We start from the raw sequence: 26,974 nt of genomic DNA, 5'->3' as shown, positions 1-26,974 counted from the left end.
CCGCCGTGGGGGTGGGTGGCTCTCGGCAGGTGATCAGCGGTGGCGACCGTCCGGCTGGCCTCGCGGTCGCGTCGGCACGTTCTCCTGGCGGGTGAGCGTTGTGAGGAAGCGTTGGAAGCCGAGGTGCTCGTTGAGTTCCTTGGCCGCGTCGCCAAGGGATTCCGAGGCGCTGCGTAGGTAGGCGCGGGCGGAGGAGTGGTCGATGACCATGCGATTCGTGAGGTGGTGCCGGTCTGTCGAGGCGGCGCGGGACAGAGCCAGCGCGCACTCGGCGGTCTCGGTGAAGTGCGCTGATGCGTGGCTCGACATGGTCGTCGCCGTGGCGAGGCGCTTCAGAACTGTGCTGCCGGCGGGGGTGGTGTGGTGTGGGCTCAGGGCGAAGTCGGCAGTAAGCCGGAGGACGCCGCGGGAGAGGTCCTGTGCGGCAACGGCGTGCTGGAGCAGCGTGGTGTAAGAAGGTGCGGCCGGTATGTGTCCGTTCTCGTCGAGCAGCTCCCACTGCTGGGCGGCGTCGTGTAGTTGGTCCTTCATCGCGTTCAGCGCGCCGATAAGGTGGAGGGTGGCGTCGCGCGGTATCAGGTCGCGTTGGAGACCGGGTGGCATGGACCTATTGCTCCTCAATGCATACGGGCATCGGTGTCGAAGAGTGCCAGTTCGTGGCTGTGCAGCAGGTGCTGCACGATGAAGCTCCGACCTGCGACTTTCCACAGACCGCGCCCCCGGTTGAGGTGGGCGATGGCATCCATCTCGACGGAGGTCAGGCCGAGGAGGGTGGCGGCGGCGTGGAGCTGGTCGGTCTCCTGGCGGTAGATGATCCGGGTGGAGCAGTCGGCGAGGAGGCCCTCGGCCAGGGCGCGTCCCTGTGATCCGGCGTCGCCGGCGGTGAGCAGGTCCGACAGCCGGTGGATCACCATGAGGTTCGCGATGCCTAGACCCCGGGAGAGTTTCCACTGGGCCTGCATGCGCTGGAGCAGGCCGACGTGGCGCATCAGGCGCCAGGCTTCGTCGTAGACGATCCAGCGCCTGCCGCCGTCGGGGTCGGAGAGGGCGGACTCCATCCAGGCGGAGGCGCAGGTCATCGCCAGGACCAGCGCGGTGTCGTCGCCGGAGCCGCCGAGACGGGATAGGTCGATGGAGAGCATCGGCGCGTTCGGGTCGAAGTCGACGGTGGAGGGCGCGTCGAACATGCCCGCCAGGTCGCCGAAGACGAGGCGGCGCATGGCGTGGGCGAGGTCGCGGGCGGCCTCGCCGAGCTGCCCGGACATCATCCCGGCGGCCTCGTCGAGGGCTGCGGAGTTGTTGAGGGTGCTGGCGATGTCGCCGAGGAGCGGGGTGCGGCCGGTGGTGTCGGCGTGGGTGACGACGGCGTCGAGGGCGACGTCGAGGGCGGTGTGCTCCATGGGCAGCAGGTCCCGGCCCAGGACGGTGCGGGCTAGGGAGCCGAGCAGGAGCAGGCGCCGCTTGCGGATCTCGCCGGCCCAGTCCGCTTCGGAGACGCTCGCCGGTCGGAGGGCTGCATCCAGGGGGTTCAGCCGTCCGGGCAGGCCGGGCCCCAGGGCGACGGACCGGCCGCCGAGGGCTTGGGCCACCGGCGTCCACTCACCCTTGGGGTCGCAGGGCACGTAAACGCGGTAGCCGAAGGCGATCGAGCGCAGCGCGAAGGACTTGGCGAGCGCGCTCTTGCCCTGTCCGATGACGCCGGCGAGCAGAAGGTTGGGGTTGGTGAAGCCCTCGACCTTGCCGTACAGGGCGAAGGGGTCGAAGACGAAGGATGCCTCGGCGTGGACGTCGCGGCCGATGTAGATGCCTTCGGCGCCGAGGCCGCCTTCGGCGAGGAAGGGGTACGCGCCGGCGGCGACGGCGGTGGTCATGCGGTGCGCGGGGAGCTTGAGCTGGTTCCCGCGGGCGGAGGCGGGGCCGGGGCGTCCGCCGGCCGGGTGGAGCGCGGCGGGCATCTCGTGCTCGTCGCTCGTGACCGCGTCGGGGCGGGTGCCGGCTTCGACGCGGGCCTTGGCGGCGGCTTCGGCGAGCTGGCGGCGGGCGGCCTTGCGGCTGGCGCGGTCGACGCCGTGCGGGGTGAACAGCGGGGAGGCGGAGGCGCGGCGTGCGCGGCGGGCGGGCCGGTGGCTCATCGGGGGCCCTCGATTCTGCGGGTGGGGCTCATCGCACGCAGGCGGTGGTGTGCGGGCGGAGGTCGCTGGGGGTGGTCTTGCGGCGGACGACGTGTCCGGCGGCGAGGTGTCGCTGGCAGATCGTCAGTACCGGCGGGCCTTCGGGCAGCCGGTCGGGGCGGCATGCGCTGTTCTCGGCGTCCGCCGCGGTGCCGGCAGGCAGCAGGTGAAAGGCGTTGTGGACGTTGCTGGTGGCCTGCCAGAGGCGGGTGTGCGCGGTGGCCAGGAGTCGGCCGGCGGCCGGGTGGGGCGGTCGGGTGCTCTCGGCGAGGCGGTCCAGCAGGTGGAGCAGGGCGGTGAGGTGGCCGTGAAGTGCGTCCAGGTGCTGCCGGTCGGCCGGCTGAGGCGGTAGGGCGTCCGGCGGGCGGAGGGCGCGAGTGTGGTGGCGGACTCCGGCGCTTGCGGCGCGCAGGTAGGGGTGCGCGTCCTCCGGGGGTGCGGGGGAGGTCAAAGGTGGTGGTCCTTCCTGCCGGGCGGCAGGGGCGGCGACGGGTGCTCGTGTCGCGGATGAGCGAAGGGATGTGGGCAGGGGTGCCGGCCCGTGAACAGGGGCGGGTTCACAGAGCGGTGCGGGCGAGGGGCAGAGCGCTGAGGGTGAAGGCGTCGGGTTGCTGGTAGTTGAGCCTGCGGAGGTCGACGCCGGAGGTGACGGCATGGGTTTCGATCTGCGCGCAGGCGGCGTCCAGGAGGGCGTCGGTGTCGGCGGTGACGGTGACCAGGCCGGTCAGGGCCACGTCCGCGTGCCCGGCGATGAGCTGGCGCTCACGCTGCTTGACGTCGGCGTACTCGACGGAGTCTTCCTCGCTGTCGACCTGTCCGCGGCGGGAGCGTTCGTTGGCGTCGGCGATGATCGCGGCCTTCCGCCGCTGGACATCGCGCAGCGCGGACTCCAGGGCCTGCGGCACGTAGATCAGGGAGAGGCTGCGGCGCACGCCTGCGGTGAACATGATCCCGTGCAGGAATCCGGCGCCCATCTCGGTGCGGGGCCAGTTCTCCACCCAGTACGTGGCGTGGCGGGCGCTGTCGGTGGCCAGGCGGTCGTACTCCTCGACCTGGACGACGGGGCCTGCGGCGGCGGGGTCGGCCTCGGCGCGGCCGGTCTCGGACCACTGCTGCAGGGCGGCGAGGGCGGCCGGGTCGTAGGCGGTGCGGATGACGGCGGCGATCTCCCGCGCGGTCAGCCACCCGGTGACCGTCAGGCCGGCGTTGCGGGCTGCCTGGGCGATGGAGGCGGTGGTCTGCTCCATGACGGTGAACGCCCCCGGCAGCCCGCCGCCGGCCTGGCTGATCAGGCGCCGGGCGGCCTTGAGGTCCAGGGAGATGGCGAGGTAGGTCTCGTGCGGTGCGGCGGCGGGTCCGGCGGAGGCGACCAGCTCGGAGTAGATCTGTCCGGCGACGGGGGTCTGAGGCTGGCCGTGTTGGGTCCAGTGGCGGGTGAGGGTGTCGCCGCTGTCGGGGACGGTGCGCTCCAGCACCTGCACGGTGGCGATGTGCCCGGTGCGGGCGATGCCCGCCAGCGCGCGGCCCCAGCTCGAGACGTTGTGGTTCTGCGTGGCGGGGTCCAGGAGGGCGAAGGCGCGGGAGCTGACGCGGGCGATGGCGGTCAGGGTCTGGTGGTGCGGGTCGTGGACGGCCGCGGCGCCGTTGGCGGAGTCGCCGGGGGTGACCACCTTGAGGGAGGCGGTGGTGCCGGGCAGGTGCAGGATGCCGTCCTGCCGGGGCCGGGTGACGGGCCGGGCGAGCCAGAGCGTCTGACCGGTGCGGCGGCGGTGCGCGTAGCGGGTGACGATCGGCGCCCAGTCGATCAGGGATCGTCCGTGCCGGCGGATGGCGACGAGCGCGCCGGACGCCGCCCACAGAGGGGCCAGGGCGACGGCGCCGAGCAGCCCGGTGGAGATCACGGTCAGCAGCAGCACAGCCAGCGTGGCGGAGACGAGGAGAAGTTGGGGCAGGGAGAGGCCGAGGAGGATGCCGCGGCGGGAGCGGTGCGGGAACTTCACCGTGACCGGGGCGACGGACAGATCAGTCATGAAGGGGGTCCTGGAGGCGCGGATGGAGGCCGGGGGCGGGAGGCGCGGGGCACGTCCCACCCCCGGTGTTCGGGCAGGGGGTCAGAGGCCGGCCGGAGGCGGCGGTGTGCTTGACCCGCTGGACGGGGCGTTCTGCGATCCGGAGGACGGGGGCGCGCCCTGGGGCGGCGGGGTGGTGGTCGGCGGCGTGGACTGCCACCCACCTCCCTGTCCGGAGGCGGCGTTCGTCCCGGCTCCACCCGGCCCGGGGCTGCCGCCCACCTGGCCGCTGGTGTCGTCGGACACGCTGGTCGGCGCGGGCTGGACGGCTTTCTCCAGTCCGGCCTTGAGGGCGTCGCCACCGGGTGAGGCGCCTGTTCCGCCTCCCTGCGGTCCGTCCTTGCCTGCTTCGCCACCGCCGCCGGTCGGGTTGGCCGCGATGTCGCCGGGGAAGCCTCCGCCGGCGTCGGGCCCCTGCGGAGCGGCGCCCGCTCCAGCGGCTGCGCCACCGGTTCCGGCGGTGGCCGCGGCTGCGGCGGCTTTGCGGGCGGCCTTCTCGGCGTGCGCCTTCGCGATCTGCGCTCCGGCGCCTCCCGCCCGGTGGATGGACTCCCCGTCGGTGCCGTCCGCGGCCCAGTGCACGAACTTGAACACGGCGTACGGGCACAGCAGCACCAGCACCATGATCACGATGCCGGACATGACGTCGGCGAGGGCCGCGATGCCGTCCTTGGCTTCAGTCTTGCCCATGGCGGCGATGCCGAGAACGAAGATCACGGTCATCAGGAGCTTGGAGACCACGAGGGTGGCGGTTGCTTCGATCCAGCCCTTGCGCCAGCGCCGGGCGGCCTCCCAGCCGCCGCCGGCGGACGCGAAGACGGCGAGGGTGACCATGACGAGGATGCCGACCTTGCGGACCATCATCACGCACCAGTAGAGGAACGCACCGATGGCGGCGCCGAGTCCGGCGACGACGGGCACGAGCCAGCCCAGGCCGGAGAGCGCACCGATCTGATTGACCTTGACGATGCGGCGCACGGCGGACTCGATGTTCAGATTTGCGGTCTTGAACAGGCCGTCGCTGATCGCGTCGACGACTTCGATGGCGACCGTGGTCAGGGAGATGGCGCAGAAGGCGAACAGGACGCCTGACATGGTGCCGGTGAAGGCTTGAGTGAGGGCCTGCCCGTCGCGCCGGACGGCGGCGCGGACCAGTTGCGCGGAGAAGGACGCGACCAGCAGGACCAGGCCCAGGGGCAGCAGCATCTCGTAGTTGTCGACGAACCATCCGGCGTTCAGGTCGACCTTGGTGGTGGTGTTGACCGCCTCGGCGGCGAGGTCGGCCGCGGCGGCGGCCAGTTCGCCGGCGGACTTCGCCATCCAGTCACCGATGGCCTTGCCCGGGTCGGTGGCGAAGTCCACCGCGTCGCCGACAGCGCACAGCTTGTCGGCCAAGGGGAAGTCACAGAAACCCACGGGGCGCTGCTCCTCCTTTCGTGTCGGTCAGGTGCGGGTCACTGCGTGACGCTCGGGGCGATGGCGGCCAGGGCGCAGTCCTGGTTCGGGCGGCACTGCACCGCGAGGGTCACGGCCCGTTCCTCGGTTCCGCCGCCGCCCTTCTTCCAGGCGATCTGCTGCTTGCCGTTGACGGTGACGACGTAGATGTACGCCTCGGTGATCGCGGACGGATCGTCGGCCAGGGCCTGCTTGAACGCGGAGGGGTAGTGGCCCTCGGTCACACTGGCGGCGGCGTGCTGGTCCTGGTCGGCCATCCGTGACCACAGCACCGGATCGGGGACCTGCCCGGAGACCGAAGCCCAGTCGGCGTACGTGGACTCGGTGGTCATCCAGGCGCGCATGCCGGCCAGCTGCTGGTCGCGGCTGGTGTCGCGGGTGTCGTAGGACCACAGCATCTGGGCTGCTGCCTTGGCGTAGGCGACCGGTTCGGAGATCTGCGGCGGCTTGGGCACCGATCCTGACCCGGAGGCGGAGGAGTGCTCGGGGGCGGCCTCGGTCGCGGTCGGGCTGCCCGTCGGAGCAGGAGCGGTGGTCGCCGGAGCTTGGTGGTCCTCCCCGCTGCCGGTCACGACGGCGACGACGCCGGCGAGGACCAGCAGCGCGGCGACGACCCCAGCGACGATGGCGATGCGACGGTTCGCTGACCAGCCCGCACCGTAGGAGGAGAGTGAGGGGAGTCGGTTCTTCATCACTGGATCTGCGATCCGAGGTTGGAGAAGAAGGCGACCAGGCCGTTGGCGGCGCCCAGACCGAGGGCGGCGCCGGCGGAGACCATGGCGCCCTTCTTGCCGTTGGCCTCGGCCTGGTGGCCGCCGGTGTGGTGGCCCCAGGCCCACACACCGAGGGAGACGGCCAAGGCGCCGACGACGGCCACGATGCCGAAGAGGTTGATCGAGCTGACGACGGTCTTGAGCACGCTCAGGCCGGGAAGGCCGCCGCCCTTGGGCGTGATGCCGGGGTCGTAGGCGAGCTGTATGACGCGGTCGGCGAGGGGGACATGCATAGGGGTGAGGGGGCTCCTTGCGTACGCGGGCCGGGCGAGGGCCGGTGAGTGGGGAAGCGGAGGGACGCGGATGGGGACCGCGAGGTGGCCTCGCCCGATCGGAGCGGGCGGGCGGCGGCGTCAGAGGACGCGACGGGCGGCGAGGATCGTCCAGTCCTTGATCGGCGTGATCCGGACCGGCTTGGTGGTGCGGGGCGCCTCGATGACCAGACCCTCGCCCATGTACATGCCGACGTGCTCCGGCCGTGCGGCGGTGCCGCGGCTGAAGATCAGGTCACCGGGCTTGAGGTGAGCGGGCGAGACGACCTTGCCCTCGCCGACCTGCGTGTACGTGGTGCGGGTGAGCTGGATGCCGGCGTGGGCGTATGCCTGCTGCATCAGGGAGCTGCAGTCGCAGCGGGCCATGGGGTCGGGGCCGTGGGCGTTCGTGCAGGAGCCGCCCCACTGGTAGAGCGTTCCGAGCTGTTGCATCGCCCAGGCGATGGCCTTGCGGGCCTTCGGGTCGGCGTCCTTGGGGATGGTGTAGCCCTTGGGGACGCTCCCCTCGGGGATGCGGCCAAACCCGGAACCGTCCTGGCCCGGCGTGCAGCCGGTCGAGGTCGAGGGCTCCTTGTCCTCGTCGGCGTCCGCACCCTCCGCGTCACCGCCGGGGAAGGCTTTGACGAGGGCGGACTGCAGTGCAGTGGCCAGGTCCTCCCACTGCGCATACGCGTCCGGCAGGCCGGATCGCTGGACGGCCTGGGCGGCCTGGGCGACGGTCATCTGCTGCCACCCGTTCACCTTGAGCAAATGCTTGTAAAACTGCTCGGAGGCGTAGGTGGGGTCGCGGATCTGCTCGGCGCTGCCCCACCCCTGAGAGGGGCGCTGCTGGAAGAGGCCGAGGGAGTCGCGGTCGCCGTAGTTCAGGTTGCGCAGCCGGCTCTCCTGCATCGCCGTGGCGAGCGCGATGATCTGCCCCTTCTTCGGGACGTCGAGGGAGAGGCCGGCGGCGACGATGGTCTGGGCGTTGGGGACCTGTTCAGCAGGCAGGTCCAGGCCCTCGATGTGCACGTCCTCACCGGAGGCGCCATCCAGGAGCTTGGAGACCTGGTCGGCGATCTCGCTGGAATCCAGGTCCGTCAGGCAGTTGCTGAGGGTGCCGTTGCTTTGCACAGCGTCGGCGGAGGAGGCCAGCATCATGCCGGTGCCGGCCAGGAGGATCGGGGAGAGGAAGACGACGCCGATGCCGGCGGCGAGGGCCTTCAACCCGAGCGGACCGCTCGCCGGTCAGCGATATTGGGCACGGGTGGGTAAGGAGAGGCCATGCAGGGTCCTTCGGTGGTGTCCGGCACGTCGCGTACGCAGGGCGTGGTGGAAGGGCGCGGCGGGCCGGGGCGATCGGAGGCAGGGCTGGCGGGGCGAGCTGCCGCTCGCTTCGCGTGGCCCGGGTAGTGAGCTGGGTGGGGCGTGAGTAGCCAACGGCGGTGTGCGCCGGGCGGTTCAAAAACAGTAGGTGCGGATCGGCGGTTGACCAAAAAGTCAGCGCGGGGTGCCGGAATCCGACCCCTCGACGGGCACTTCTTGGTCGTCGGCAAATTCGGCCCTACAGTTTTTGGACTCCCCTCGCCCTCCTCGGTCCGCGGCCCCGGGCTTCTGCATGCCCGAACTCGGCCCGCGAGGACTCCTGTGCGAGGCGGCAGTCTCTTCCCGCGACTCCGCACCCGAATTGGGGTTCCTCTTTGCCTTTTTCCCTCCACCAGGGCGACGCTCTGGCCGTCCTCGCCGGCCTGCCGGACGGATGCGTCGACTCCGTCATCACCGACCCGCCATACAACTCCGGCGGGCGCACCGCGAAGGAACGCACGACCCGCTCCGCCAAGCAGAAGTACACCTCCGCCGATGCGAAGAACGAACTTCCCGACTTCACCGGCGAGAACATGGACCAGCGCAGCTACGGATTCTGGCTGACGCAGATCATGACCGAAGCCCACCGCCTGACCAAGACCGGCGGGACGGGCCTGCTGTTCACTGACTGGCGTCAGCTGCCGACCACGACGGACGCGATCCAGGCGGCCGGATGGCTGTGGCGCGGGGTGCTGGCCTGGCACAAGCCCGCCGCACGGCCGCAGAAGGGCCGTTTCACGCAGAACTGCGAGTTCATCGTCTGGGCCTCCAAGGGGCCGATCGACGGCTCACGCAACCCGGTCTACCTGCCGGGCCTGTACTCGGCGTCGCAGCCCTCGGGCGCGAAGCGGCAGCACATCACGCAGAAGCCGGTGGAGGTGATGCGTGAGCTGGTCAAGATCAGCCCCGAGGGAGGCACCGTCCTCGACTTCTGTGCCGGCTCCGGATCCACCGGCGTGGCCGCCCTGCTGGAGGGCCGCGACTTCATCGGCGTGGAGAAGACCGAGCACTATGCGTCGATCGCGGCCGACCGGCTCACCGAGACGATCCGCGCCACCCTCACCCAGGACGACATGGTCCTCACCGTATAGGCGGCTGCGGCGCAGCCGATTCTGCATTCGGTACACGCCGTCGAATCCCGAACGGCCGTTGATGTGAGCGGCACTTCGCCATTCGCGTGTACGCCGCTGCTTTCGCCCACCATCACTTCGCGTCTCGTAGGAGGCCGTACTCTTTCATGCCCGAATCCGTAGAACCCGCAGCAGGCGGGGAATTGGATCCGATCCGCGTCCCGGACCCTCAGCTGGAGGGAATCGAGGCGAGCGTGCGGCGGCTCATGGAGCAGTCGGCGCAACAGGCCCAGCAGCTGGATCATCTCGCCTCCGCTCCACCGCCGAGTGACTCCCCGTTCGCGGCGTTCGGCATGCCGGGCTTCGGTGGGCCGGCTCCCGACGCTCCGCCGGAGCCTCGGCCGATCCTGGAGCTGGACGGGGAGGAACGCGAAGACGAACTCGATGCCCTCAGCGACTGGGTGGACGACTTCTTCCTTCCGGTCTACGGGGCGGAGGTCACCACCGCGGCGCCCTGGTGCCTGCAGTGGCAGGAACACGACGACGTCGTGGCCTGGCTCCACGCCCTCTGGCTCGCCTACCAGCAGCACAAGGACCCCGAATCGGGGCTGAGCGGCCTGTTCGTGTGGCACCGGGACTTCCTCACCCACGCGGTCGCTGCCATCCGCGCGCCGGGTGGACCGCTGTCGGCGTGCATGACCTCGCCCGAGCGGCCTGCGCACCGCCTGCTGCCCGGCCCGCCGCCGTCCATACGCACCGAGGCGGCGTCCGCCGCCGAAGCCGTCGGCACCACCGAGCCGGACGAGCCGACGTCATGAGCGGGGGAGCAGGAGAGCCTGCCTTCGGCCTGAGCTTCGACCCTCGCGCGTTGACCGACCTCCTCCAGGCCCCCAGCCACATCCGCGACATCACCCTCGCATACCTCCAGGAGGTCGTGAACGCGCAACGCTTCGGGCTGCGCCTGGACGGTGACCTGGAGGGGTACCGAAAGCTGTTCGTCGACGCGCGCAAGGACTGGCGCGTCGTCTACGGCGTCCGCCCGGCACCCGCGGACTCCCTGCACCACAAGGAGATCCACGTCGTGGTCCTCCGGCCGAGAGCAGGCAACGACGTCTACGACGAGGTCGGCCGCCGGCTGGGGATGACCCGCCGGCCGGTAAGCGCCCGTACCCACGCGGCACGCTCCCGCTCCCCCCAACTGACCACCCGCGGGCGCGTACCCCGGCCCGGCCCGGCACCCGGCCCGCTACCGGGTCTGTCCCGGCCTGCCCACTCGGCCGCCTCCCGGCACACCCGCTGACCCCGCGTGAAAGGCCCTCTTGTCGTCCAGCGAACCGGTGCCCGACCGAGCGTCCAACCCCGAATCTGTCGCCTTCGAGGTGGATCACCTCGACGCCGAAGAGGACGTCCTCATCGACTTCTACCAGCAAGTCGGAGACGCCGACATGCTGGTGCCGCTCGCCGAACACCACACGGCGAACGGCGTACACAGCTACTTCGTCCTCTTCGACCGAACCGCCACCTTCGACCATCCCGGCACCGCGGCCTACCGTGCCGTGCACCTTCGACGGGACCTGGAGCAGCGCACGTTCGCCTTCGAGCAGGCCGTCCTGCCGCTGCCGGCCCTGGCGCAGTCCTGGCTCATCCACCGCGGATGCCGCCCCGATGCCATCACCCTCAACCCCGACCTCGGCCCCCCTGCGGCCGACGAGACGACCCGGTTGCTGGAGCGGCGCCTGGCCGGCGACGGCGACCACTACGCGATGGGCTACTCCTACACCCGCGACGATCCCGAGGACATGGTCACCATCGTCGTGCTGCGGGCCCTGGACGAGCACGCGCCCAGCCCCTTTCGCGTAGTGGTCGAAGAGGTCGACAGCAGCGCATGGACCTACACGCTGCGCGAGGGCGGATTCTCCTCTGCCGGTGAAGCCCTGCAATGGGGCGAAGACCGCCTCGCTGGAAACGCCGGCCCCCCGCCGCCCGTCCGCCGGTCAACCACGCCCGCGCGTCCGTCTGCTGTACCTAAGGCTCCGCCTGTGCGCGCACCCGGACGTCTCTTCTGACGCCGGCAACTGGCAACGGCGGGCGCAACATAGCCGACGATCGCCGGTTAGCCAAACCGGCGATTCTCCGGATTCTTGATGCAGCCGCCGGGACAACCGGCAGCGCCCTTTCAGACAACCCCCTTTTGCCTCATGGAGGTTCCTCCCGCATGCGCTCCACCCGAATCGCCGTGTCGGCCGCTCTCCTCGGCACGCTGGCCCTGCCGGCGCTTTCCGCCACCAGCGCGAGTGCGGCGGCCGTACCCACGGCGGCAACCGCCGCCCCCGCAGTCAGCTGCCAGAAGCTGCCGCCGCTGCCGTACGAGGTGCACACCAGCGCTGTGACCATCCGGTCCAAGGCCATCGCCTCGTCCACCGCCCTGGGCCTGCTCTACAAGAGCCACAAGTTCAGCGTTTCCAAGAAGAGCGGCAACTGGCTCTACATCACGGACAAGACCACTGGCGTCAAGGGCTGGGTCTCCGGCACGTACGTCTACCGCGACGTCCGCATGTGCCTCGACTGACAGGCTCATCGGTTCCCGAACGCCCAAGTCTCCGGGACCCGTCATTTCCTCGCCCGGTCCTACGCCCGTCCTCTCCAGAATTGGAGCTTCCCTTTGCCCGAGCGCATATCCGATGGCGCTGAAGATGTCGTGGGCGTGCTCACCGAACGGATCGAAGCGCGTTTCGGTATGGACCTGGACCAGCTGAAGGCCGCAGTTGCCGCCGCGCCGACGGCCAATCCGGATGCCACCGATGTCGTCAAGTGGCACGGCCTTCTCGTCGAGGCCCAGTCGGTGCTCGACCGAACGGAGGACGACCTCCTTGCCGCGCTCCAGACTCAGCCCAGCGAGGTCGACGACCCGACGATGGACCTTGCCCATCGGGTGAACGCTGCCGTCACGACTCGCGACGGCCGGGCCATGGTCGTGAAGTGGTTCCTCGATCCCGATGCACCCGGGAAGAAGGATCTGGCTGCCGAACAGCTGGCCCGCCTACGCCCCCGAACAGGACCGGCGGTGCAGACCAGCGCTCCCCACCAACCCAGCGGAGTGCCCGCTCCTGCCTCGGCGGTGCGAGCGGGAAGGCCGGGCCGATGAGCACGGCCAAGGCCAGCACCATGGACACCGACCTCCAGCGGGTCTTCGGGAGCCCGGTCCCCGAACTCCACGAGGTCGCTGTCGCGCGCGACGCCTCTCCCGCCCTCACCCGCGCCCTGGAACTGCGCTCCTTCCTGGCGCTGACCGAGGAACAGGTCGCCCGGGTACGTGACCGGGTGCACGCGGACATGGATCCCGACCGCGATATGGGCGAGTTGGCGGCGGACAAGCTTCGCTTCGACGCCCAGTGGCTGGAAGCTGCGCTGGACGCCCGTGACGGCTACCGCGCCGCCCTCGGCGAACTGCTGCGCACCATGCCCCCGCTCGGCCAGCCGGCCCGGCCCGTGCGCATGACACAGCCCCGGGCCACCGTCACCCTGCCCACCTCGGCCGCCCCTGCACCGCCGCGTGCGGGGGCGGCCCGGGGCCCCCGACCCGGAAAGCCTGCTTGACCCACCTCACGTCCACCGAGATCGCCGGACGGATCGAGGACCTGTACGGCGCCCCGCTCGCCGACCTCCGCGCCCACGCCCAGGACCAGCCGCCCGGCATGCTCTGCGCCCTCCTCGGCATGCACGAGCACCTCGCCGGCGCCGAACGCAGCATCGCCTTCCACCGCGAGCACCTCACCCGGCTTCTCCATCCCGAGCGGCCAATCGACCGTCACGAGGTCTCCCACCTCCTGGACGGTGCGCGCCGGCTCGCCGAAGCCGTTGCCGTCCGCGACGTCCAGGCCACGTCGGTGACTGCCGTCCTGCGCAGCCTCGCCCCCGTCCCGGCCCCGGCGCCGCCTCCGCCGCCTGCCGCGTCCCCTGCAACCGCTCCGCCCTGTGCGACGCCGAGCGCGGCACACAGCCGCTGACCCGGCGGCGCATTCCCTTACTGACCCAGGAGTTCTTGTCTTGGCCATCACCGCCCTGCCCCCTGACACCGCGACCGACATCGCCCGGGTCACCGAAGCCCTCGGCATGATCACCCCGCGGTGGAACGTGCGGATCCTGCTGGCACTCTCCGCTCGCCCCATGAGGTACAGCGATCTGGCCGCCAAGGTGTCCTGGCTCCACGACGGGCAGCTCCACCCCAAGGTGAAGGCGCTGTGCGACGCCGGCTTGGTGGAGCGCACCGAGCACAGTGCGCGACACGTGACCTACGGGAACACCGAGCGCGGCACCGCCCTGCTGCCGGTCCTGCCGGTGATCGTCACCTGGGCCGAGGAGCACCTGGAGAAGGCGGATCACCCGCTGAGGGCGATCGACCACATCGAGGACAGCCTCACACTGCTAACCCGACGCCACGCCGCCGCGATCCTGTGGGTGCTCAAGACCCACCAGGAGGTCAGCGGACGCACCCTGGCCCGGCTCGTGATGCCCCAGAGCGACTGGACCAACATCTACCCGCCGCTGCGCCAGCTCGTTGACGACGCCTTGGTCAACACCAAGGGCAAGGGCAGGCCCTACCGGTTGTCCGCGTCCGGCGACGGGCTGGGCCCCGTCTTCAGCGCCTTGTCCGCGTGGGCCGCCGGACAGCCCCTCCACGAGGCGGCGTCCCACCCGGTCTGGGGTTCCCCGAACGCCGGACCGACGCCCAAGCCATGGGTCAGCAGCCTGTCCCGGACGGCCCCCGGAACGCACCTCCCGACGCGGGCACCGGAGGTGGCTCCGGCCACCTGGCAGAGCCGTGAACTCTTCTCCCACGCCACGACCACCGGCCCGAAGGCGGCCCTCCCGGCAGGGGGTCCGCGCCGATGACCACCTCCTTCACCACAGCCGAGATACGCACCGCGGTCGAGGTACTGGCATCGCGCCCCTTGATCCGCCTAATCACCGAGATCGACGACAACGGAGCGATACCGCCCAGGCGGCTGGCCGCCACCCTCCCCGACCTCTCCACCCATCACCTGCGGATCGCAACCGAGACGGCCCGCAACCACGGTCTCGTCCGCACCGCGCCAGGCGCCGGCCTCGAACTCACCCACCGCGGCCAGGAGCTGGCCGACGTCTACGATGCGGCAGCGCGCTGGTCCCGCCGCCACACCCCACCGGCGGAGGTCTGCGACTTCACCCACCGCGTCCGTCACGTCCTGGGACTGCTGGCACTCCAGATCTCCAGCGAGAGCGCACAGGATCCGGCACGCCCCTCCGCCGCGAGCTGGGCCGGCACCGAGCCCGAGACCGACCCAGCCCACGTTCGGGTTCTCCTGCTCCAGTGGCTGGCCGAAAACCCGCAGCTCACCTACTTGTCAACGTACGAGCCGGTCGCGTGAGCCACGTCGCAGATACCCGGGACCCGCTCCCAGCCGATTCGCTGCTGCGCACCATCTACCTGCCGCGCACGGCCGACGCCCTCGCTTTCGCGATGTGCACCTACGGCATCCCGCTGCTCGTTCTGGCCACCACGAACTCCGCCGCGCTGACGGGGGCCGCGTTCGCCCTGGAGTGGATGCCGCGACTGGCGGCCTTCGGATGGGCAGGATCGATCGTCGACAGGCGCGGGGCGGCCATCGTGTTCCACCTCGCCTCCCTGGGGCGCGCGGTGGCCCTCGCCGCCGGCGCGACCCTGCTGTGGCTGCACCCCTCGGGGACCGTGGCGAGCGTCACCGTGATGGCGCTGGCGGCGACAACCGGCGTGCTCACCGAGTTCAGTTACATCGCGGCCGAGACCGCCGGCGCTGCCGCGGGCCGCCGGGCGGGCTCTCGAGCCCACCGGGTCCAAGCAGTACTGATCGGCATCGACCAGACAGCCACCCTGGCCGGCCCGGCCCTCGCCGGGCTGCTCCTGCTGGCCGGACCGCCCCCCATGCTCGCGGTGATCACCGCGTTCTCGCTGATCGCCGCGCTGCTCGCCCTGCGCACCCCACCCTCGCCCACGGCCTCGGAGCACCGCCACAAGGGGCGCCCGGGCGCCGGGCTCCTCACAGGATGGCGCACGATCCGCTCGCTGCCAGCGCTCGGCTGGCTGGTCACCGGTCTGACCGTGTCCAACCTGGCCATCGGCATTCTGCAGGCAGCCGGTCCGGTGATCGTCGTCAAGCACTTCGGTCAGTCCACCACTGCCGTCGGCCTGGTGTGGTCCGCCGCAGCAGCAGCCACGCTCCTGGCCGTCACCATCTGCCGGTTCGCACTGGACCGCCTGGGCCTGTGGCCTGTCGGCGCCGCCTGCGCCGTCCTCGCCTCGTTGGCCTGTCTCGCCGCCGCCCAGGCCCCCGACTACCTGTCCTACCTGGTGCTGGTCGCGATCCTCATGGCCGCCGACGGCGGTCTGGCGGTCGTCCTGCGCACCCTGCGGTCCCACCTCATCCCCCCGGAGAAGTTCGGCAGCACGCTGTCCGCAACCATCCTCATCCTGCTCCTGCCCTTCCCCGTCGCCGGCCTGCTCACCGCCCTCACGCCCCCCGACGCTCTGGGCCACGTCATCACCGTCTGCGCCGTCCTGCAGGCCCTCGGCCTGCTCTGCGCCTTCGCCCGCCTGCGCCGCGACCCCGCCCTGCGCCCCTGACCCTGCTGCGCCCCAGTCTGTGGAGAACGCCATGCCTATCGCCGTCCGCGGGTCGCACCGCACGACCGGGCACACCAACACCGACCAGTTCCACGCCTTCGATGCTCACAACCCACACGTCTACTACGCGCTCGAACGCATGGCCGCTCTCCGTCTGGCGGCCGGGGCCACCCGCATCGGCATGAAAGACCTCTTCGAGGACCTCCGCCGCGAACTCCCCCACGGCGTTGCCGGACTGAACAAAAACTTCACCGCGCTGTACGCCCGGAAGTTGATCGACGGCCATCCCCGTTGGGCCGGTGCGTTCGAGCTGCACCGCCGCCGCGCGGCCTGAGAGCCCTCCTCCTGATCCTGCCCTCACCGATACGGAGACCACCTTCTTGTCTGACCGCCCCGTCGTACTCGTCGTCGCTCCCGGAGACGCGAATTACCGCGGCTACTGCCTTGAGCAAGTCGCCGACGCCTACGACATCGTGCTGCTCACCGCCGCCGAACCCTGCTGGGAGGAGGCGCACATCATCGACCACGTCGTCGCGGACCTCGACGATCCAGCCGCCCTGCTGGCAGGGGGCCGGGCTCTGGCCGCACGCCACGACCTGGCCGGAGTCATGACCTGGGACGAGTGGTGCCTCGTCCCGACCGCCCGTCTCACCCGCGCCCTCGGACTGCCCGCCAACTCCGTCGAGGTGACACGTGCGTGCCGCAACAAGGCAACCGCACGCTCCCTGTTCGCCCGTCACGGTGTACCTTCCGCCGTTTCGTTGAGCGTGCGCAGCCTGCCAGAAGCCCAGACCGCCGCCGCCCAGATCGGCTACCCGGTCGTCATCAAGCCCGCTGCCCACGCCGGCGCCATGGGCGTACAGCGCGTGGACACCCCGGATCAGCTCGCCACCGCACATCAGGTCGCGCAGCTGACGGCCGAGCCGGCAGCAGAGAACAACCAGGTGCTCGTCGAGGAGTTCCTCGACGGTCCCGAGATCAGCGTCGAGTGCGTCACCTACCGCGGAACGACCACGGTAGTCGCGGTCAACCGCAAGACCATCAGCCCGCCACCCCACTTCGAACAGCTCGCGCACCATGTCGACGCTGCCGATCCACTCCTCGGCATCGTCACGCCCGCCGCGCGGGCCGCCATCCGAGCACTGGGGATCACCAACGGCGTCAGCCACATCGAGATGCGTCTCGTCGACGGCCGACCGCGTCTGATCGAGGTCAACGGCCGACTCGCCGGCGACATGATCGGCCACCTCGTCCGCCTCACCACCGGAATCGACCTTCCGCGCGCTGCCGCCGACCTGGCCTGCGGTCAAGCCCCCGACCTCACGGCCAGCCGCGTCGGCGCCGCTGCCATCGGGATGATCTACCCCCACATCTCCGGCACCCTCACCCACCTCGGCTACACAGGCACTCGCCCGCCGTGGCTGGACCGGCTGTGCTTCCAGCGTCGACCCGGAGACCGCGTCCAGCTCCCGCAGGACGGCGGCACCCTGTTCACCGCCCGCGCCGGATCCTACATCGTGACCGGCAGCACCCCTGCCCAGGTCAACGAACGCCTCAGCACCGTCGCGGATGAGATCACCGTCGCCGTGAAGGCGGACCGATGAGCCCGCAGCCCGCTACGCAGGACGACCTCGATGGCGACGTCTACGTCTTCCCCCGCCACCTGGCCCGCTCGACCACGGTCGGCGACCCGGCCCTCGACCCGCTGCGCGACCTCGGCTGGGACCTGCATCACGACGACCTCGGCAACGCCCACCTCACGGCCCCCGACGGCCGGGTGCGCCTGGGTTACCTCCCCGAGGGCGAGGACGACGGCCTCTGGCGCATCAACGCCTACCGCGACGCCTTCGGCCCGCCGGTCTGGGGCGTCTGCTTCAACGCCGACGCACCGACGGAGTTCGTCACCGCCTTCACCACCGCCCTCGCCACCGCGTATCGCGACGGCCCGGACCGCTACCTCGCCCGCCCGGTCGTCGGCAGCCCGGAGCGCGACCCGTTCCTCACCGTCGACCCGCTCATCGCCCACGGCTGGCAGTTCTACCGACCCAGCCCGGACACCTTCGCCATCACCTCACCCGACGGCCTCGCCACCCTGGAGTACGCCGTTGGCCCCCTCGACGCGAAGAGCGAACTGGACTCACGCAGCGCCCGCTGGCACCTGTGGTCCGGCACCAACGTCGACCGGCCCTTCTGGTACGCGACCGCCAGCACCGACACCCCGGCCGCCCTCCTGCGCGCCGTCACCGAGTCCGTAGCCGACCCCGCGCCGCTGCTGCGGTGGCGGCGGGCGACCCACAGCTACGTCAAGAGCCGCGCCCAGCTCGCCCCCGTCCTCCCGCCCTCCCTGCAGAGCCCGGCTCCGCTCGACGTCCAGCTGGCCCTGGCCGCTCGCCGTCCGACCGCGGTGCCGGCGGCCAGCTTCCCGCGCTGGAGCACCACCAGCCGACCCGCCCTGCCCGGCCCCCGCCGCTGACACGGCCCCACCCGACGGAGTCCACCATGTCCCTCCAGGCTCCCGAGTTCTTCGCCGAGCTCTGCCTCCCCTTCGCCGACCACGCCGTTGTCGGCAACACCTATTACGCCGCCCCGACCCCGGGGAGCCCCCTGCGGCTGCGCATCGACTTCAAGGGCGCCCTCTACGCCGGCACCTACGGCGGCCTGCGCCTGGCGGTCCTCCACCCCGATGGCGGCGAGATCGACGCCGTCGCCCTCAGCTTCCGCGACCACGGCACCTTCCACCGCCGCGACGAAGCCCACGGCACCCGGCCAGGCGACTCCCGGTACGCCACCTTCGACGGGCACCACCAACCCGGACGTCCTCCCTGGGACGGCGCCGTCACCACCGGGCTGCGCGACGCCATCGAGCAGTACACCGCCGTCTGGTTCCCCGGCTCCCGCCCCGCGAACAAGCCCCGCCGAACTACGGGCCGCACCGCGCAGCCCGCTCCGGCCGAGCCGGTTGCCCGCAACGGCTCGCGCAACCGCTGAGCCCTGCTCCTGTCCGCCTCGATGCCCTGGCACATCCGACGACCCCCCTCATTCCCCTCTAGGAGCCTCTTCCTCGTGCACGCACGCCTCATCCGATCCGCTGCTGCTGTCGCCGTCGCGGCGGCCGGCACCCTGACCTGGGCACCGGCCGCCAGCGCCGAGCCCGCCGAACCAACCCCCTCGGCCTCCGCCACTCCCACCGAGACCCCGGCTCCGGACGCAGGCAGCGTCGAGATCATCACGAAGGACGCAGCCGGAGACGCCCTGCCCGCCGCCACGTTCCTGCTGCTCGACTCCGCCGGCCAGGAAGCCGGACGCGGACAGACTGACGCTCAGGGGAAGGCGACCTTCCCCGACCTCGCACCAGGGGTCTACCGGCTCAAGCAGACGGCGACCGGCAGCCCGCTCCACGAGGTCGTCGCCGACCAGGACGTCATCGTCACCCCGGGCGCTACCACGCGGCTGACGATCACCGACCCGTTCAAGGCCGCCAAGGTCCTCCTGCAGGCCAAGGACGACAAGACCGGCAAGCTCCTGCCCGGCGCGACCGTGAACATCGGCACCGGCACCTCCACGCTGCTCACCCTGACCACGGGCGCCGAGGGCACCGCCTCCGGTGAGCTGCCCGTGTCCAGCCGCAGCACGAAGTTCTGGGTCACGGAGATCAGGGCTTGTGCATAGCCGGTCAGTGACCGCTGTACCTTCCGCGGGTGCTGCGTGGAGCGATGTGGTCGGTGAACTTTGTGAGCCGGGACTTACCGGTGGTGGGCGTATGGCCTGCCTACCTGGGAGAGGGCCCGGACGGGTTGCTGTCCTGGTGGGATGAGGAGGCGGTGCCGGATGGTCTGCCGTTCTTGTTGTCGCCGCGGTTTGAGTACGACGTCGCGTTGAACGCCTACTTCTTTCAGGCGAACGTGGTGACGGCTCCGTGGAATACGAACGCCAACCGAGCGCGGGCGATCGCACGGTTCTTGAACTTCCTGTTGGTGGCGCGGGGCGGGCGCTGTTGGCGGTCGGCCACAGCCGAGGATCACTTGGCGTTTCATCACTGGCGGCGTCGCGATCCTGTCGGTCCGCGGGTTGGCGGGGGTACCTGGAATCAGGAGGTGTCGCTGGTCAACTCCTTCTACGGATGGGCAGTGGGGCAGGGGCATGCCGCGTTCACACCGATTCCGCAGCGGGATGCCCGGCCTGCCCCGGCGGGAACTGTGGTGCGGCCGCGTGCGGCATCGACGGTCCCGGCCACCTATGCGCACGACGAGGGCGGAGAGCGGATCGAGTGGCTGCCTCCGACGGCATATCGCCGCTGGCGGGATGTCGGGATCCGGGGATATGGGCCCGACGGGCTGCCTTCGGCGAGGTTCCGGGGCCGCTGGGCTACCCGCAATGCCGTGTTCTGCGACGTGATGGTTCGCACCGGGCTGCGGCTGAGCGAGCAGGCCCATCTGCTGGTCACCGAGGTCCCAACGACGGCGGCTCTGGGCGGCTACCAGCGATTCTGGCTGCCGGGAGCGATCGCGAAGAACTCGTCGGCCCGCTGGGTCTATCTGCCGCACAGCATGGTGCTGGAGCTGGGCTCCTACCTTCAGTGGGATCGGGCCGAGGTGGTGGAGAACGCGCGTGCTGCCGACCGCTATGACGCGATCCGCCGGCCGCTGGTGATCGCAGATCCGGAGCGGCCGGACGTGGTTCATCAGCTGACCGCAGCGGGGGTGACCCGGATCAGGCTGCGGGACCTGCGGCCGGAGGAGCGTCGGCGGCTGCTGCGGGACACGGCGGCCGGGCTGGAGCCGGCAATGCTTTGGCTGAACGAGCACGGGCTTCCGATGTCGGTGTCGGGCTGGAAGTCGGTGTTCACGACGGCCAACTCCCGCTGCCGCGAGGCCGGGATCGGGCTGACGGCGCACGCGCATCTGCTGCGGCACACCTTCGCCGTGGTCACCCTGGAGCAGTTGCAGCGGGCTCACATCGCCCAGCTCGGCCAGCTGGGGGAGGCCCAGCGCGGCCACTACGTGAGGATCTTCGGCGATCCGCTGGACTGGGTGCGCCGGCGGCTGGGACACCGGTCGGTGCTGACCACGCTGATCTATCTGCATGCGTTGCAGGAACTGGAGATGGAGACCCGGATGGCGTTGGTCCCCGACGCGTGGGAGGACCCCAGGGACACACCGCTGGCCCAGCTGGGCGTTCACAGCGCGTCGGGCGACGGGACGTGGTGACGGCACAGGGGCGGGGCAGCACGGGCCCGGGCCGTCGGGCCGCCCTGCCTCAGCAGCACTATCCGGGCAGCTCGGCCTCGGCTGACCGCGAGGCGGCCGACTTGCGGTTGCTGTTCGAGGGCGACGACGCACGCCGCTGGGTCTTCGATGCGGGGGTTTTTCCTCTGCCGGGCTGGCAGCGGGCTCTGGCGGACGGGTTCGCCGAGCGGACCGGGCCCGCCGGCGGGCTGCGGACGCTGGCCTCCGCGCGGTCGGCATGGGAGTCGCATTCTCGGTGGATGAGTTTCCTGGCCGCTTTGCCGCAACCGCCGCAGCAGCCAGGTGAGTTGAGCTTGGGCCACGTCGAAGCCTTCCAGGCCCAGACGGAGGGCACCTACCGGGCCTCGCAGGATGTCAGCGCGATTCGGATGCTGCTGGCCACGAAGGCGTTACGGCCAGTGGTGGACGAGCAGGTCGCGGTCGCCTTGCAGCGGCGGCCGGTCCGACCTCAGTGGGGTGTCGCGGGCTATTCCAACGGCGAGTTCGAACGGCTGATCGCGGCTGCCCGCGCAGACACGGCCCGGGTCCGGGACCGGATCCGGGCCGGGCAGCGGCTTGCCGACCAGGCCGCTGCGGACTGGGCTGACGCGCAGGGCCTGGGCGGTCGGCTCGCGGGGGTGAGGGCGTCGGGAGTCGTTCCTGATCTCGGAGGTGGTGTTCACGTAGTCGGCCCGCGCTGGCAGTTGGCACGGCATCTGTTCGTGGTGACCGCGGATCTGGCGCCGTTGCTGGTGCTGCTGACCGCGCTGAGCGAGCGCAACGGTGAGACGGTCAAGGAACTGCCGGCCGAGCACCGGGTGCTGGACGGCCGGGCGGTTGAGGTCCGCGGGATCAAGCGGCGGCGCGGCTCGGGCCGTTGGGAGGAGACGTTCACCTGGGAGATCGGGCCGCCGGGACGCGAGCTGCACACGCCGGGCGGCTGCTATCTGCTGCTGCACGAGCTGATGGCGGCGAGCCGGGCGGCCTGCGGAAGCGACCGGCTGTTTTGCATCTGGAGCAACGGCAGCCGTCGCGGGGCGAGCGGTCTGCAGGAGCACATCGCCCCATTCGTGCGGAACCTCGATGGCAGTTACCTGGGACTGTCGGCCTGGGCGGCCGGCCGGGCGAAGCCTCTGATGGCCGATCCCGTCGGCGGGCAGGAGCCCGGGCCCCTGCGGGTCTCCTTCAACCGGATCAAGACCAGTGCGGAGGTCCGCCGCACCCGGCGGCTGGGCGGGCATCTGCCGTCCGCGGCGAAGTCGAACACCATGCAGGTGCTGTTCCGCAACTACCTCGGCAAGGACCCGGTGATCGTCGACTGGAGCGAGGACATCCTCGGCCAGGCGTTCGTCGACGCGGAACGGGCAGCCGTTCAGGCTCACCAGCAGCTGGTGGCCTTGCGCGGACACCCCCGGGTGCTTCCCGGACCGGTCAGCGAGGAGGGCCTGGCCGTCGGCGCGGGGCTGGACGACGAATCGGCCCGCCGGGTCGCGGGCGGGGAGTTGGACACCGCTTGGAGCGCATGCGGGGATCCGGGACGGCATCCGGCGACCGGCGGAGAGTGCCGGGTGTCGTTTCTGGACTGCTTCCACTGCGGAAACTGCCTGATCACCCGCTCCCACCTGCCGCGGCTGCTGAGCCTGCTCGATGCCCTGGTTCAGCGACGGCAGCAGATGAGCGAGGCGGAGTGGTGGCACCGCTACGGGCCGACCTGGGCGGCGATCCGGCACGACGTGCTGGCAAAGTTCAGCCCGGCCGAGCTGGCCCGGGCCGAGGCGGACAAGACCGGCGACGCGCTGTTGGACCTGGTCGAAGAGCCGTGGGAGACACCATGACGACACCGGCCGCTGCCCAGGGTCTGAAGCCGGAGGTGTTCGTGCTGTCGGCCTGGCCGCTCAAGCCCGGCCTCCGGCTGGAGGACACCTCCCGATTCGCGGACTCCACCTGGCAGTTGGGACACGCGGTCCACCGCCTGAACGTGCGATCGCTCACCCTCTGCTTCGACCGGGTTCCCCAGTCGTTCCGGGCCACCGCGAAACAGCTCTGCCTCGCGATGCTCTCGGGCCCGCTGCCGCCGGCCGAGAAGCGTCCTTGCCTGGACACCGTCCACACCGGCTTCCAGGAGGCCATCCGCTTTCTGACATGGGTCGACCAACGGCCGGAGCCACGGTTTCGGGGACTGGCGACCCTGACCGCAGCGGACCTGCTGGACTACCAGGCCATGCTGCGGCGGACCGTCCGGTCGGTGAGCGGCCGCAGCAAGGCCCGCTCGGCGGTCCGCTGGTTCTGGCGCTGGCGCGATCACCTCACCGACCGCCTCGCGTTCGACCCGCGACACATGGACGACTGGGGAGAGAAATCCGTACGCCGACACCAGAGGCCGCAGGAGAACCGCACCCAGCGGATCCCCGAAGACGTCATGGGCCCGCTGTTCGTCTGGGCCCTGCGGTTCATCGACCACTTCGCTGCGGACATCTGCGCAGCCGATGGGCAATGGCGGCGGCAACGCTGGGGCATGCCGGTCGACCGCACGACCAGGGTGAGTGAGGTCTCGACCCGGGCAGCCCTGGAGGCCACACTCGACACTTACCTCATACACAACCGGCCGCTGCCTGGCTGGCGCGGACAGCCGAACCTGCTCCGCATCGCCCGTCAGACCGGCTACCACCGCGCGATGTTCCGCGACCCCGCACTGCGGCTGCTGGTCGAGTCCGTGGCCGCCGTCGTCGGTGTCGCCGAGACCGCTGGCTTCGACCTCGACATCCAGGGCCGGCTGGACGGTCGGCCCTGGATCGGCGAGATCGTCACCAGCCACTTCCACGACCACGGCCTGGCCGTGCTTGCCCGGATGCTGCAGACCGCGGCCTACATCGTTATCGCCTACCTGAGCGGCATGCGCGACAGCGAGGTCAAAGCCCTCGCCAGGGGCTGCCTGCGCACCGAGACGGACAGCACCGGAAAGCCCTACCGGTGGAAGGTGACCAGCCTGTCCTTCAAGGGCGAGGATGACCCCCGCGGAGTGACAGCGGTCTGGAACGTCGGCGAACCCGTCGCCCGCGCGATCACCATGCTGGAGATGCTCCAGCCGCCCGGCGTCGACCACCTGTTCAACCGTCTCGACCACGGCGCCGGCGGCCACAAGGGACGCCGCCACGCCGCCATGACCACCGGCCAGACGAACGACAACCTCAACCACTTCGCCGCCTGGGTGAACAGCTACTGCGACAGCCTCGGACGCCACGACGCCATCCCCGCGGTGAACGGCCGCCCTTTCAAGCTGCACACGGCCCAGTTCCGCCGCACCCTGGCCTGGTTCATCGCCCGCCGCCCCGGCGGGACCATCGCCGGAGCTCTCCAATACCGCCACCACAGCATCCAGGTCTTCGAGGGATACGCCGGCACCAGCGACTCCGGCTTCCGGGCCGAGGTCGAAAGCGAACAAGCTCTGGCCCGCGGCGAACACCTCCTGACCGTCATCGACGCCCACGAGCACACCCGACTGGCCGGCCCGGCAGCCGCCGAGGCCGCCCGCCGCCTGGAGGAGTTCGGACAACGAACCCGCTTCCAGGGAACCGTCGTCCTCGACGACCGCAGACTCCGACGGATCATGAACCGGGACGACCCCGCGGTCTATCCCGGCACCTACATCACCTGCGTCCACGACCCGGCCAAGGCCCTTTGCGAACGGGCCCGCCAGGGAGCCTTCGAAGGACTCGGCGACCACCCCCAGTGCCAGCCACTGGCCTGCCGCAACGTCGCCCTCACCAGGCAGAACACCGGCGCCTGGCGAGGAGAGATCGAACTGGTGGACCAGCAGCTGACCAGACGCCCACCGCTGCCGCCCCTCCTGCAGCACCGACTGCTTAGGCGCAAGCACCAGATCGAAGACTTCCTCGCCACCACCCAGGAGCCCTCGTGACCCGCCGCACCGACCTCCCATCCGAAGCGCGGGTCCGCGCGGCCCTGACCCGGCTCCGCCATACGGCCATCGACACCGGCAAGCGCCCCACCGTCCTCGCCCTGGCCCGCGAGTTCGGGCTGAGCAACACCACCTTCCGGCGCCACTTCCCCGACATCGCCCGGGACATCGCCGAAGCCGCCCGCACCAGCGCACCCGCAGCCGACACTCCAACCAGCCACTACGACCAGCTCGTTGCCCGCAACGCCAAGCTGAGGCGGCGGAACAAGGAGCTGACCGCTCACCTCACGCTGGCCGCCGCCCGCATCCAGCAAGTCACCCTGGATAACCAGCGCCTGAAGCAGCAGCTCGAAGCCGCCACCGGTGTCACCCGCATCGGAACCCACGGGCGCCGACCCCAAGCCCGCTAGTTCAGGATTTCCTGAATCCATGAATTCTTGTATTGTCGGAGGGTGCTGACCGTCGCTTCCGACGTCGAAGTGCTCACGCGCTTCGGACGTGCTCTCGCTGACCCGATCCGCTGCCAGCTGCTGCTGGCCCTGCGGGATGCCCCCGCCTATCCGTCCGACCTTGCCGACAAGATCGGTGTCTCGCGGACCAGGCTGTCGAACCACCTGGCCTGTCTGCGCGACTGCGGCCTGGTCGTTACCGTCCCCGACGGCCGCCGCACCCGTTACGAGCTCGCCGACCCCCGGCTCGGTCACGCGCTGGACGACCTTCGGACCGCGGTCGTCGCCGTCGAAACCGACCGCACCTGCGTCGATGCGGACGAGAAGGGCTGCTGCTGATGACCGCGATATCCCTCGGACCGTCCCCGGCCCGGCGTGACGTCCTGACCAAGCGAATACGCCTGCTGGTCGCCGCGACGATCACCTACAACGTGATCGAGGCGATCGTCGCCATCACTGCCGGCACCCTCGCTTCCTCCACCGCGCTGATCGGCTTCGGACTCGACTCCGTCATCGAAGTCTCCTCCGCCGCCGCGGTCGCCTGGCAGTTCTCCGCGACCGATCACGACGTCCGCGAAGCCCGCGAGAAGCGCACTCTGCGGATCATCGCCGTCTCCTTCTTCGCCCTCGCCGCTTACGTCACCATCGACGCCATCCGGGCCCTGACCGGCACCGGTGAAGCCGAGCACTCCACCCCCGGCATCGTCATCGCCGCACTGTCGCTGGCGGTCATGCCGTTCCTGTCCACCGCTCAGCGCAAGGCCGGACGCGAGCTCGGCTCCGCGACCGCCGTCGCCGACTCCAAGCAGACCCTGCTCTGCACCTACCTCTCCGCCGTCCTCCTGGTCGGCCTCGTCGCCAACAGCCTCTTCGGCTGGTCCTGGGCCGACCCAATCGCCGCCCTCGTCATCGCTGCCGTCGCCGTCAAAGAAGGCCGCGAAGCCTGGCGCGGAGACGCCTGCTGCGGACCCATCCCCACCACCAGCGCCGTCACGGAGACCGACGCCTGCGGCTGCAAGCCCGGCTGCACCTGCTGCAACTGACCGCCGTCCGGGGGCTCAGCAAGCGGTCAACGGTCAGCCTCAAACAGTGGCCACAACAAGGCGCCCGCCGGTTACGACCTCTACAAGCCGACGAAGACGTTCACCGCGGGCCCCGGCGCCCCGGTCACCGTGACCGTCACCAACACCAAAACCCACACCGACCCGAAGCCCGACCCCTCAGACAAGCCGACGCACAAGCCCACCCCTTCCCCGTCCAGCCCCGGCAAGCCGAGCAGTGGCAACGGCGGGACGGCCCCTTCGGCCGCAGACAAGCCCACGCCGGAAGCCGACTCTTCGCCGGAATCCGACTCTTCGTCCGTCGCCGCGGCCCCGGTGACAGACTCCACGCCGAAGGCGCCTACGGGCTCCCTCGCCCACACAGGAGCTGACGCCACTCCATGGCTGATCGGCGGCGCGACCGCGCTGATCGCAGCCGGTGGAGGCACCCTTGTCGGCGTACGAGCTGAAGTGCAGAGCCGCGTACAGATGAATGTGCAGAGCTGTTAGGGCCTGTCCCCGGCACGGGGCCGGAGAAGCTGCGAAC

30 protein-coding genes and 1 pseudogene are annotated in these 26,974 nt (G+C 70.7%); 22 read left to right on the top strand and 9 right to left on the bottom strand.

From position 1 onward, the window contains the following. Positions 1-33 precede the first annotated feature (33 nt). The 8 genes from ACFW01_RS29545 to ACFW01_RS29510 form a co-directional block, all read right to left on the bottom strand. The gene (locus tag ACFW01_RS29545; protein ID WP_384508627.1) at positions 34-603 is read right to left on the bottom strand and encodes a hypothetical protein; all 570 of its coding nucleotides are present in this window, start codon (positions 601-603) and stop codon (positions 34-36) included. Between the two features lie 14 nt (positions 604-617). After that, positions 618-2,132 (bottom strand): VirB4 family type IV secretion system protein, encoded by a 1,515-nt coding sequence (locus ACFW01_RS29540; RefSeq protein WP_384508624.1) that lies wholly within the window; start codon positions 2,130-2,132, stop codon positions 618-620. Positions 2,133-2,160: 28 nt separating this feature from the next. Beyond that, positions 2,161-2,622, bottom strand: a complete 462-nt coding sequence (locus tag ACFW01_RS29535; protein WP_384508621.1) for a DUF6238 family protein — start codon at positions 2,620-2,622, stop codon at positions 2,161-2,163. A 106-nt stretch (positions 2,623-2,728) separates the two neighbouring features. Beyond that, on the bottom strand, positions 2,729-4,201 hold the full coding sequence (locus ACFW01_RS29530) for an SCO6880 family protein (RefSeq protein WP_384508618.1): 1,473 nt from the start codon (positions 4,199-4,201) through the stop codon (positions 2,729-2,731). Positions 4,202-4,282: 81 nt separating this feature from the next. Continuing rightward, positions 4,283-5,656, bottom strand: coding sequence for an ATP-binding protein (locus ACFW01_RS29525; RefSeq protein WP_376718659.1), 1,374 nt, complete (start codon positions 5,654-5,656; stop codon positions 4,283-4,285). 38 nt (positions 5,657-5,694) lie between these two features. Continuing rightward, entirely contained in the window at positions 5,695-6,387 is a 693-nt protein-coding gene (locus tag ACFW01_RS29520) for a hypothetical protein (RefSeq protein WP_384508615.1), read from the bottom strand. Beyond that, complete coding sequence (locus ACFW01_RS29515) at positions 6,387-6,701, bottom strand: DUF6112 family protein (RefSeq protein ID WP_359911876.1); 315 nt, start codon at positions 6,699-6,701, stop codon at positions 6,387-6,389. Before ACFW01_RS29515 ends, ACFW01_RS29520 begins: the two co-directional genes overlap by 1 nt. A gap of 120 nt (positions 6,702-6,821) precedes the next feature. Continuing rightward, positions 6,822-7,946: a C40 family peptidase gene (locus ACFW01_RS29510; RefSeq protein WP_384508612.1), complete on the bottom strand. Its 1,125-nt coding sequence runs from the start codon at positions 7,944-7,946 to the stop codon at positions 6,822-6,824. 473 nt (positions 7,947-8,419) lie between these two features. Between ACFW01_RS29510 and ACFW01_RS29505 the strand changes: the two genes are divergently transcribed. The 22 genes and pseudogenes from ACFW01_RS29505 (at position 8,420) to ACFW01_RS29400 (ending at position 26,430) form a co-directional block, all read left to right on the top strand. Further along, complete coding sequence (locus tag ACFW01_RS29505; RefSeq protein WP_376718663.1) at positions 8,420-9,175, top strand: DNA-methyltransferase; 756 nt, start codon at positions 8,420-8,422, stop codon at positions 9,173-9,175. A 245-nt stretch (positions 9,176-9,420) separates the two neighbouring features. Next, positions 9,421-9,972: a DUF4913 domain-containing protein gene (locus ACFW01_RS29500; RefSeq protein WP_384508754.1), complete on the top strand. Its 552-nt coding sequence runs from the start codon at positions 9,421-9,423 to the stop codon at positions 9,970-9,972. Continuing rightward, positions 9,969-10,454, top strand: a complete 486-nt coding sequence (locus tag ACFW01_RS29495; protein WP_384508608.1) for a hypothetical protein — start codon at positions 9,969-9,971, stop codon at positions 10,452-10,454. The genes ACFW01_RS29500 and ACFW01_RS29495 overlap by 4 nt, the downstream gene beginning before the upstream one ends. 19 nt (positions 10,455-10,473) lie before the next feature. Next, positions 10,474-11,220, top strand: a complete 747-nt coding sequence (locus ACFW01_RS29490) for a hypothetical protein (RefSeq protein WP_384508605.1) — start codon at positions 10,474-10,476, stop codon at positions 11,218-11,220. A 149-nt stretch (positions 11,221-11,369) separates the two neighbouring features. Further along, positions 11,370-11,723 (top strand): SH3 domain-containing protein, encoded by a 354-nt coding sequence (locus tag ACFW01_RS29485; RefSeq protein ID WP_384508602.1) that lies wholly within the window; start codon positions 11,370-11,372, stop codon positions 11,721-11,723. A 93-nt stretch (positions 11,724-11,816) separates the two neighbouring features. Next, positions 11,817-12,299 carry a hypothetical protein gene (locus ACFW01_RS29480; protein ID WP_384508599.1) on the top strand — a complete coding sequence of 161 codons (483 nt, stop codon included), beginning with the start codon at positions 11,817-11,819 and terminating at the stop codon, positions 12,297-12,299. Further along, on the top strand, positions 12,296-12,751 hold the full coding sequence (locus tag ACFW01_RS29475) for a hypothetical protein (protein ID WP_384508596.1): 456 nt from the start codon (positions 12,296-12,298) through the stop codon (positions 12,749-12,751). The genes ACFW01_RS29480 and ACFW01_RS29475 overlap by 4 nt, the downstream gene beginning before the upstream one ends. After that, positions 12,748-13,161, top strand: a complete 414-nt coding sequence (locus tag ACFW01_RS29470) for a hypothetical protein (RefSeq protein ID WP_384508593.1) — start codon at positions 12,748-12,750, stop codon at positions 13,159-13,161. The genes ACFW01_RS29475 and ACFW01_RS29470 overlap by 4 nt, the downstream gene beginning before the upstream one ends. Positions 13,162-13,201: 40 nt before the next feature. After that, positions 13,202-14,047 carry a winged helix-turn-helix transcriptional regulator gene (locus ACFW01_RS29465; RefSeq protein WP_384508590.1) on the top strand — a complete coding sequence of 282 codons (846 nt, stop codon included), beginning with the start codon at positions 13,202-13,204 and terminating at the stop codon, positions 14,045-14,047. Then, positions 14,044-14,562, top strand: coding sequence for a regulator (locus ACFW01_RS29460; RefSeq protein WP_384508587.1), 519 nt, complete (start codon positions 14,044-14,046; stop codon positions 14,560-14,562). Before ACFW01_RS29465 ends, ACFW01_RS29460 begins: the two co-directional genes overlap by 4 nt. After that, a complete protein-coding gene (locus ACFW01_RS29455) occupies positions 14,559-15,794 on the top strand; it encodes an MFS transporter (protein WP_384508584.1) in 1,236 nt (411 codons plus the stop codon). The genes ACFW01_RS29460 and ACFW01_RS29455 overlap by 4 nt, the downstream gene beginning before the upstream one ends. 31 nt (positions 15,795-15,825) lie before the next feature. Beyond that, a complete protein-coding gene (locus ACFW01_RS29450) occupies positions 15,826-16,128 on the top strand; it encodes a hypothetical protein (protein WP_384508581.1) in 303 nt (100 codons plus the stop codon). A 46-nt stretch (positions 16,129-16,174) separates the two neighbouring features. Next, on the top strand, positions 16,175-17,398 hold the full coding sequence (locus tag ACFW01_RS29445) for an ATP-grasp domain-containing protein (RefSeq protein ID WP_384508578.1): 1,224 nt from the start codon (positions 16,175-16,177) through the stop codon (positions 17,396-17,398). Then, positions 17,395-18,267: a DUF317 domain-containing protein gene (locus tag ACFW01_RS29440; protein ID WP_384508576.1), complete on the top strand. Its 873-nt coding sequence runs from the start codon at positions 17,395-17,397 to the stop codon at positions 18,265-18,267. The genes ACFW01_RS29445 and ACFW01_RS29440 overlap by 4 nt, the downstream gene beginning before the upstream one ends. 26 nt (positions 18,268-18,293) lie before the next feature. Beyond that, positions 18,294-18,782, top strand: coding sequence for a hypothetical protein (locus tag ACFW01_RS29435; protein ID WP_384508573.1), 489 nt, complete (start codon positions 18,294-18,296; stop codon positions 18,780-18,782). Between the two features lie 75 nt (positions 18,783-18,857). Further along, positions 18,858-19,460, top strand: a pseudogene (locus ACFW01_RS29430) (collagen binding domain-containing protein); the annotation flags it as partial. Positions 19,461-19,492: 32 nt separating this feature from the next. Continuing rightward, positions 19,493-21,001: a tyrosine-type recombinase/integrase gene (locus tag ACFW01_RS29425; protein WP_384508570.1), complete on the top strand. Its 1,509-nt coding sequence runs from the start codon at positions 19,493-19,495 to the stop codon at positions 20,999-21,001. A 101-nt stretch (positions 21,002-21,102) separates the two neighbouring features. Next, complete coding sequence (locus tag ACFW01_RS29420; RefSeq protein ID WP_384508567.1) at positions 21,103-22,854, top strand: hypothetical protein; 1,752 nt, start codon at positions 21,103-21,105, stop codon at positions 22,852-22,854. Then, a complete protein-coding gene (locus ACFW01_RS29415; RefSeq protein WP_384508564.1) occupies positions 22,851-24,938 on the top strand; it encodes a hypothetical protein in 2,088 nt (695 codons plus the stop codon). The genes ACFW01_RS29420 and ACFW01_RS29415 overlap by 4 nt, the downstream gene beginning before the upstream one ends. Continuing rightward, positions 24,935-25,348 (top strand): hypothetical protein, encoded by a 414-nt coding sequence (locus tag ACFW01_RS29410; RefSeq protein ID WP_384508561.1) that lies wholly within the window; start codon positions 24,935-24,937, stop codon positions 25,346-25,348. Before ACFW01_RS29415 ends, ACFW01_RS29410 begins: the two co-directional genes overlap by 4 nt. 42 nt (positions 25,349-25,390) lie before the next feature. Next, positions 25,391-25,726: an ArsR/SmtB family transcription factor gene (locus ACFW01_RS29405; protein WP_384508558.1), complete on the top strand. Its 336-nt coding sequence runs from the start codon at positions 25,391-25,393 to the stop codon at positions 25,724-25,726. Further along, entirely contained in the window at positions 25,726-26,430 is a 705-nt protein-coding gene (locus ACFW01_RS29400; RefSeq protein WP_384508555.1) for a cation transporter, read from the top strand. The genes ACFW01_RS29405 and ACFW01_RS29400 overlap by 1 nt, the downstream gene beginning before the upstream one ends. An 80-nt stretch (positions 26,431-26,510) precedes the next feature. On the opposite strand, the gene ACFW01_RS29395 is transcribed toward ACFW01_RS29400, so the two are convergent. Beyond that, positions 26,511-26,777 carry a hypothetical protein gene (locus tag ACFW01_RS29395; protein ID WP_384508552.1) on the bottom strand — a complete coding sequence of 89 codons (267 nt, stop codon included), beginning with the start codon at positions 26,775-26,777 and terminating at the stop codon, positions 26,511-26,513. Positions 26,778-26,974: the final 197 nt, after the last annotated feature.

Origin of the sequence: Streptomyces sp. NPDC058985, from assembly GCF_042740985.1 — a bacterium.
Classification (GTDB): domain Bacteria; phylum Actinomycetota; class Actinomycetes; order Streptomycetales; family Streptomycetaceae; genus Streptomyces.
This window is presented reverse-complemented; position numbering and strand designations above follow the sequence as displayed.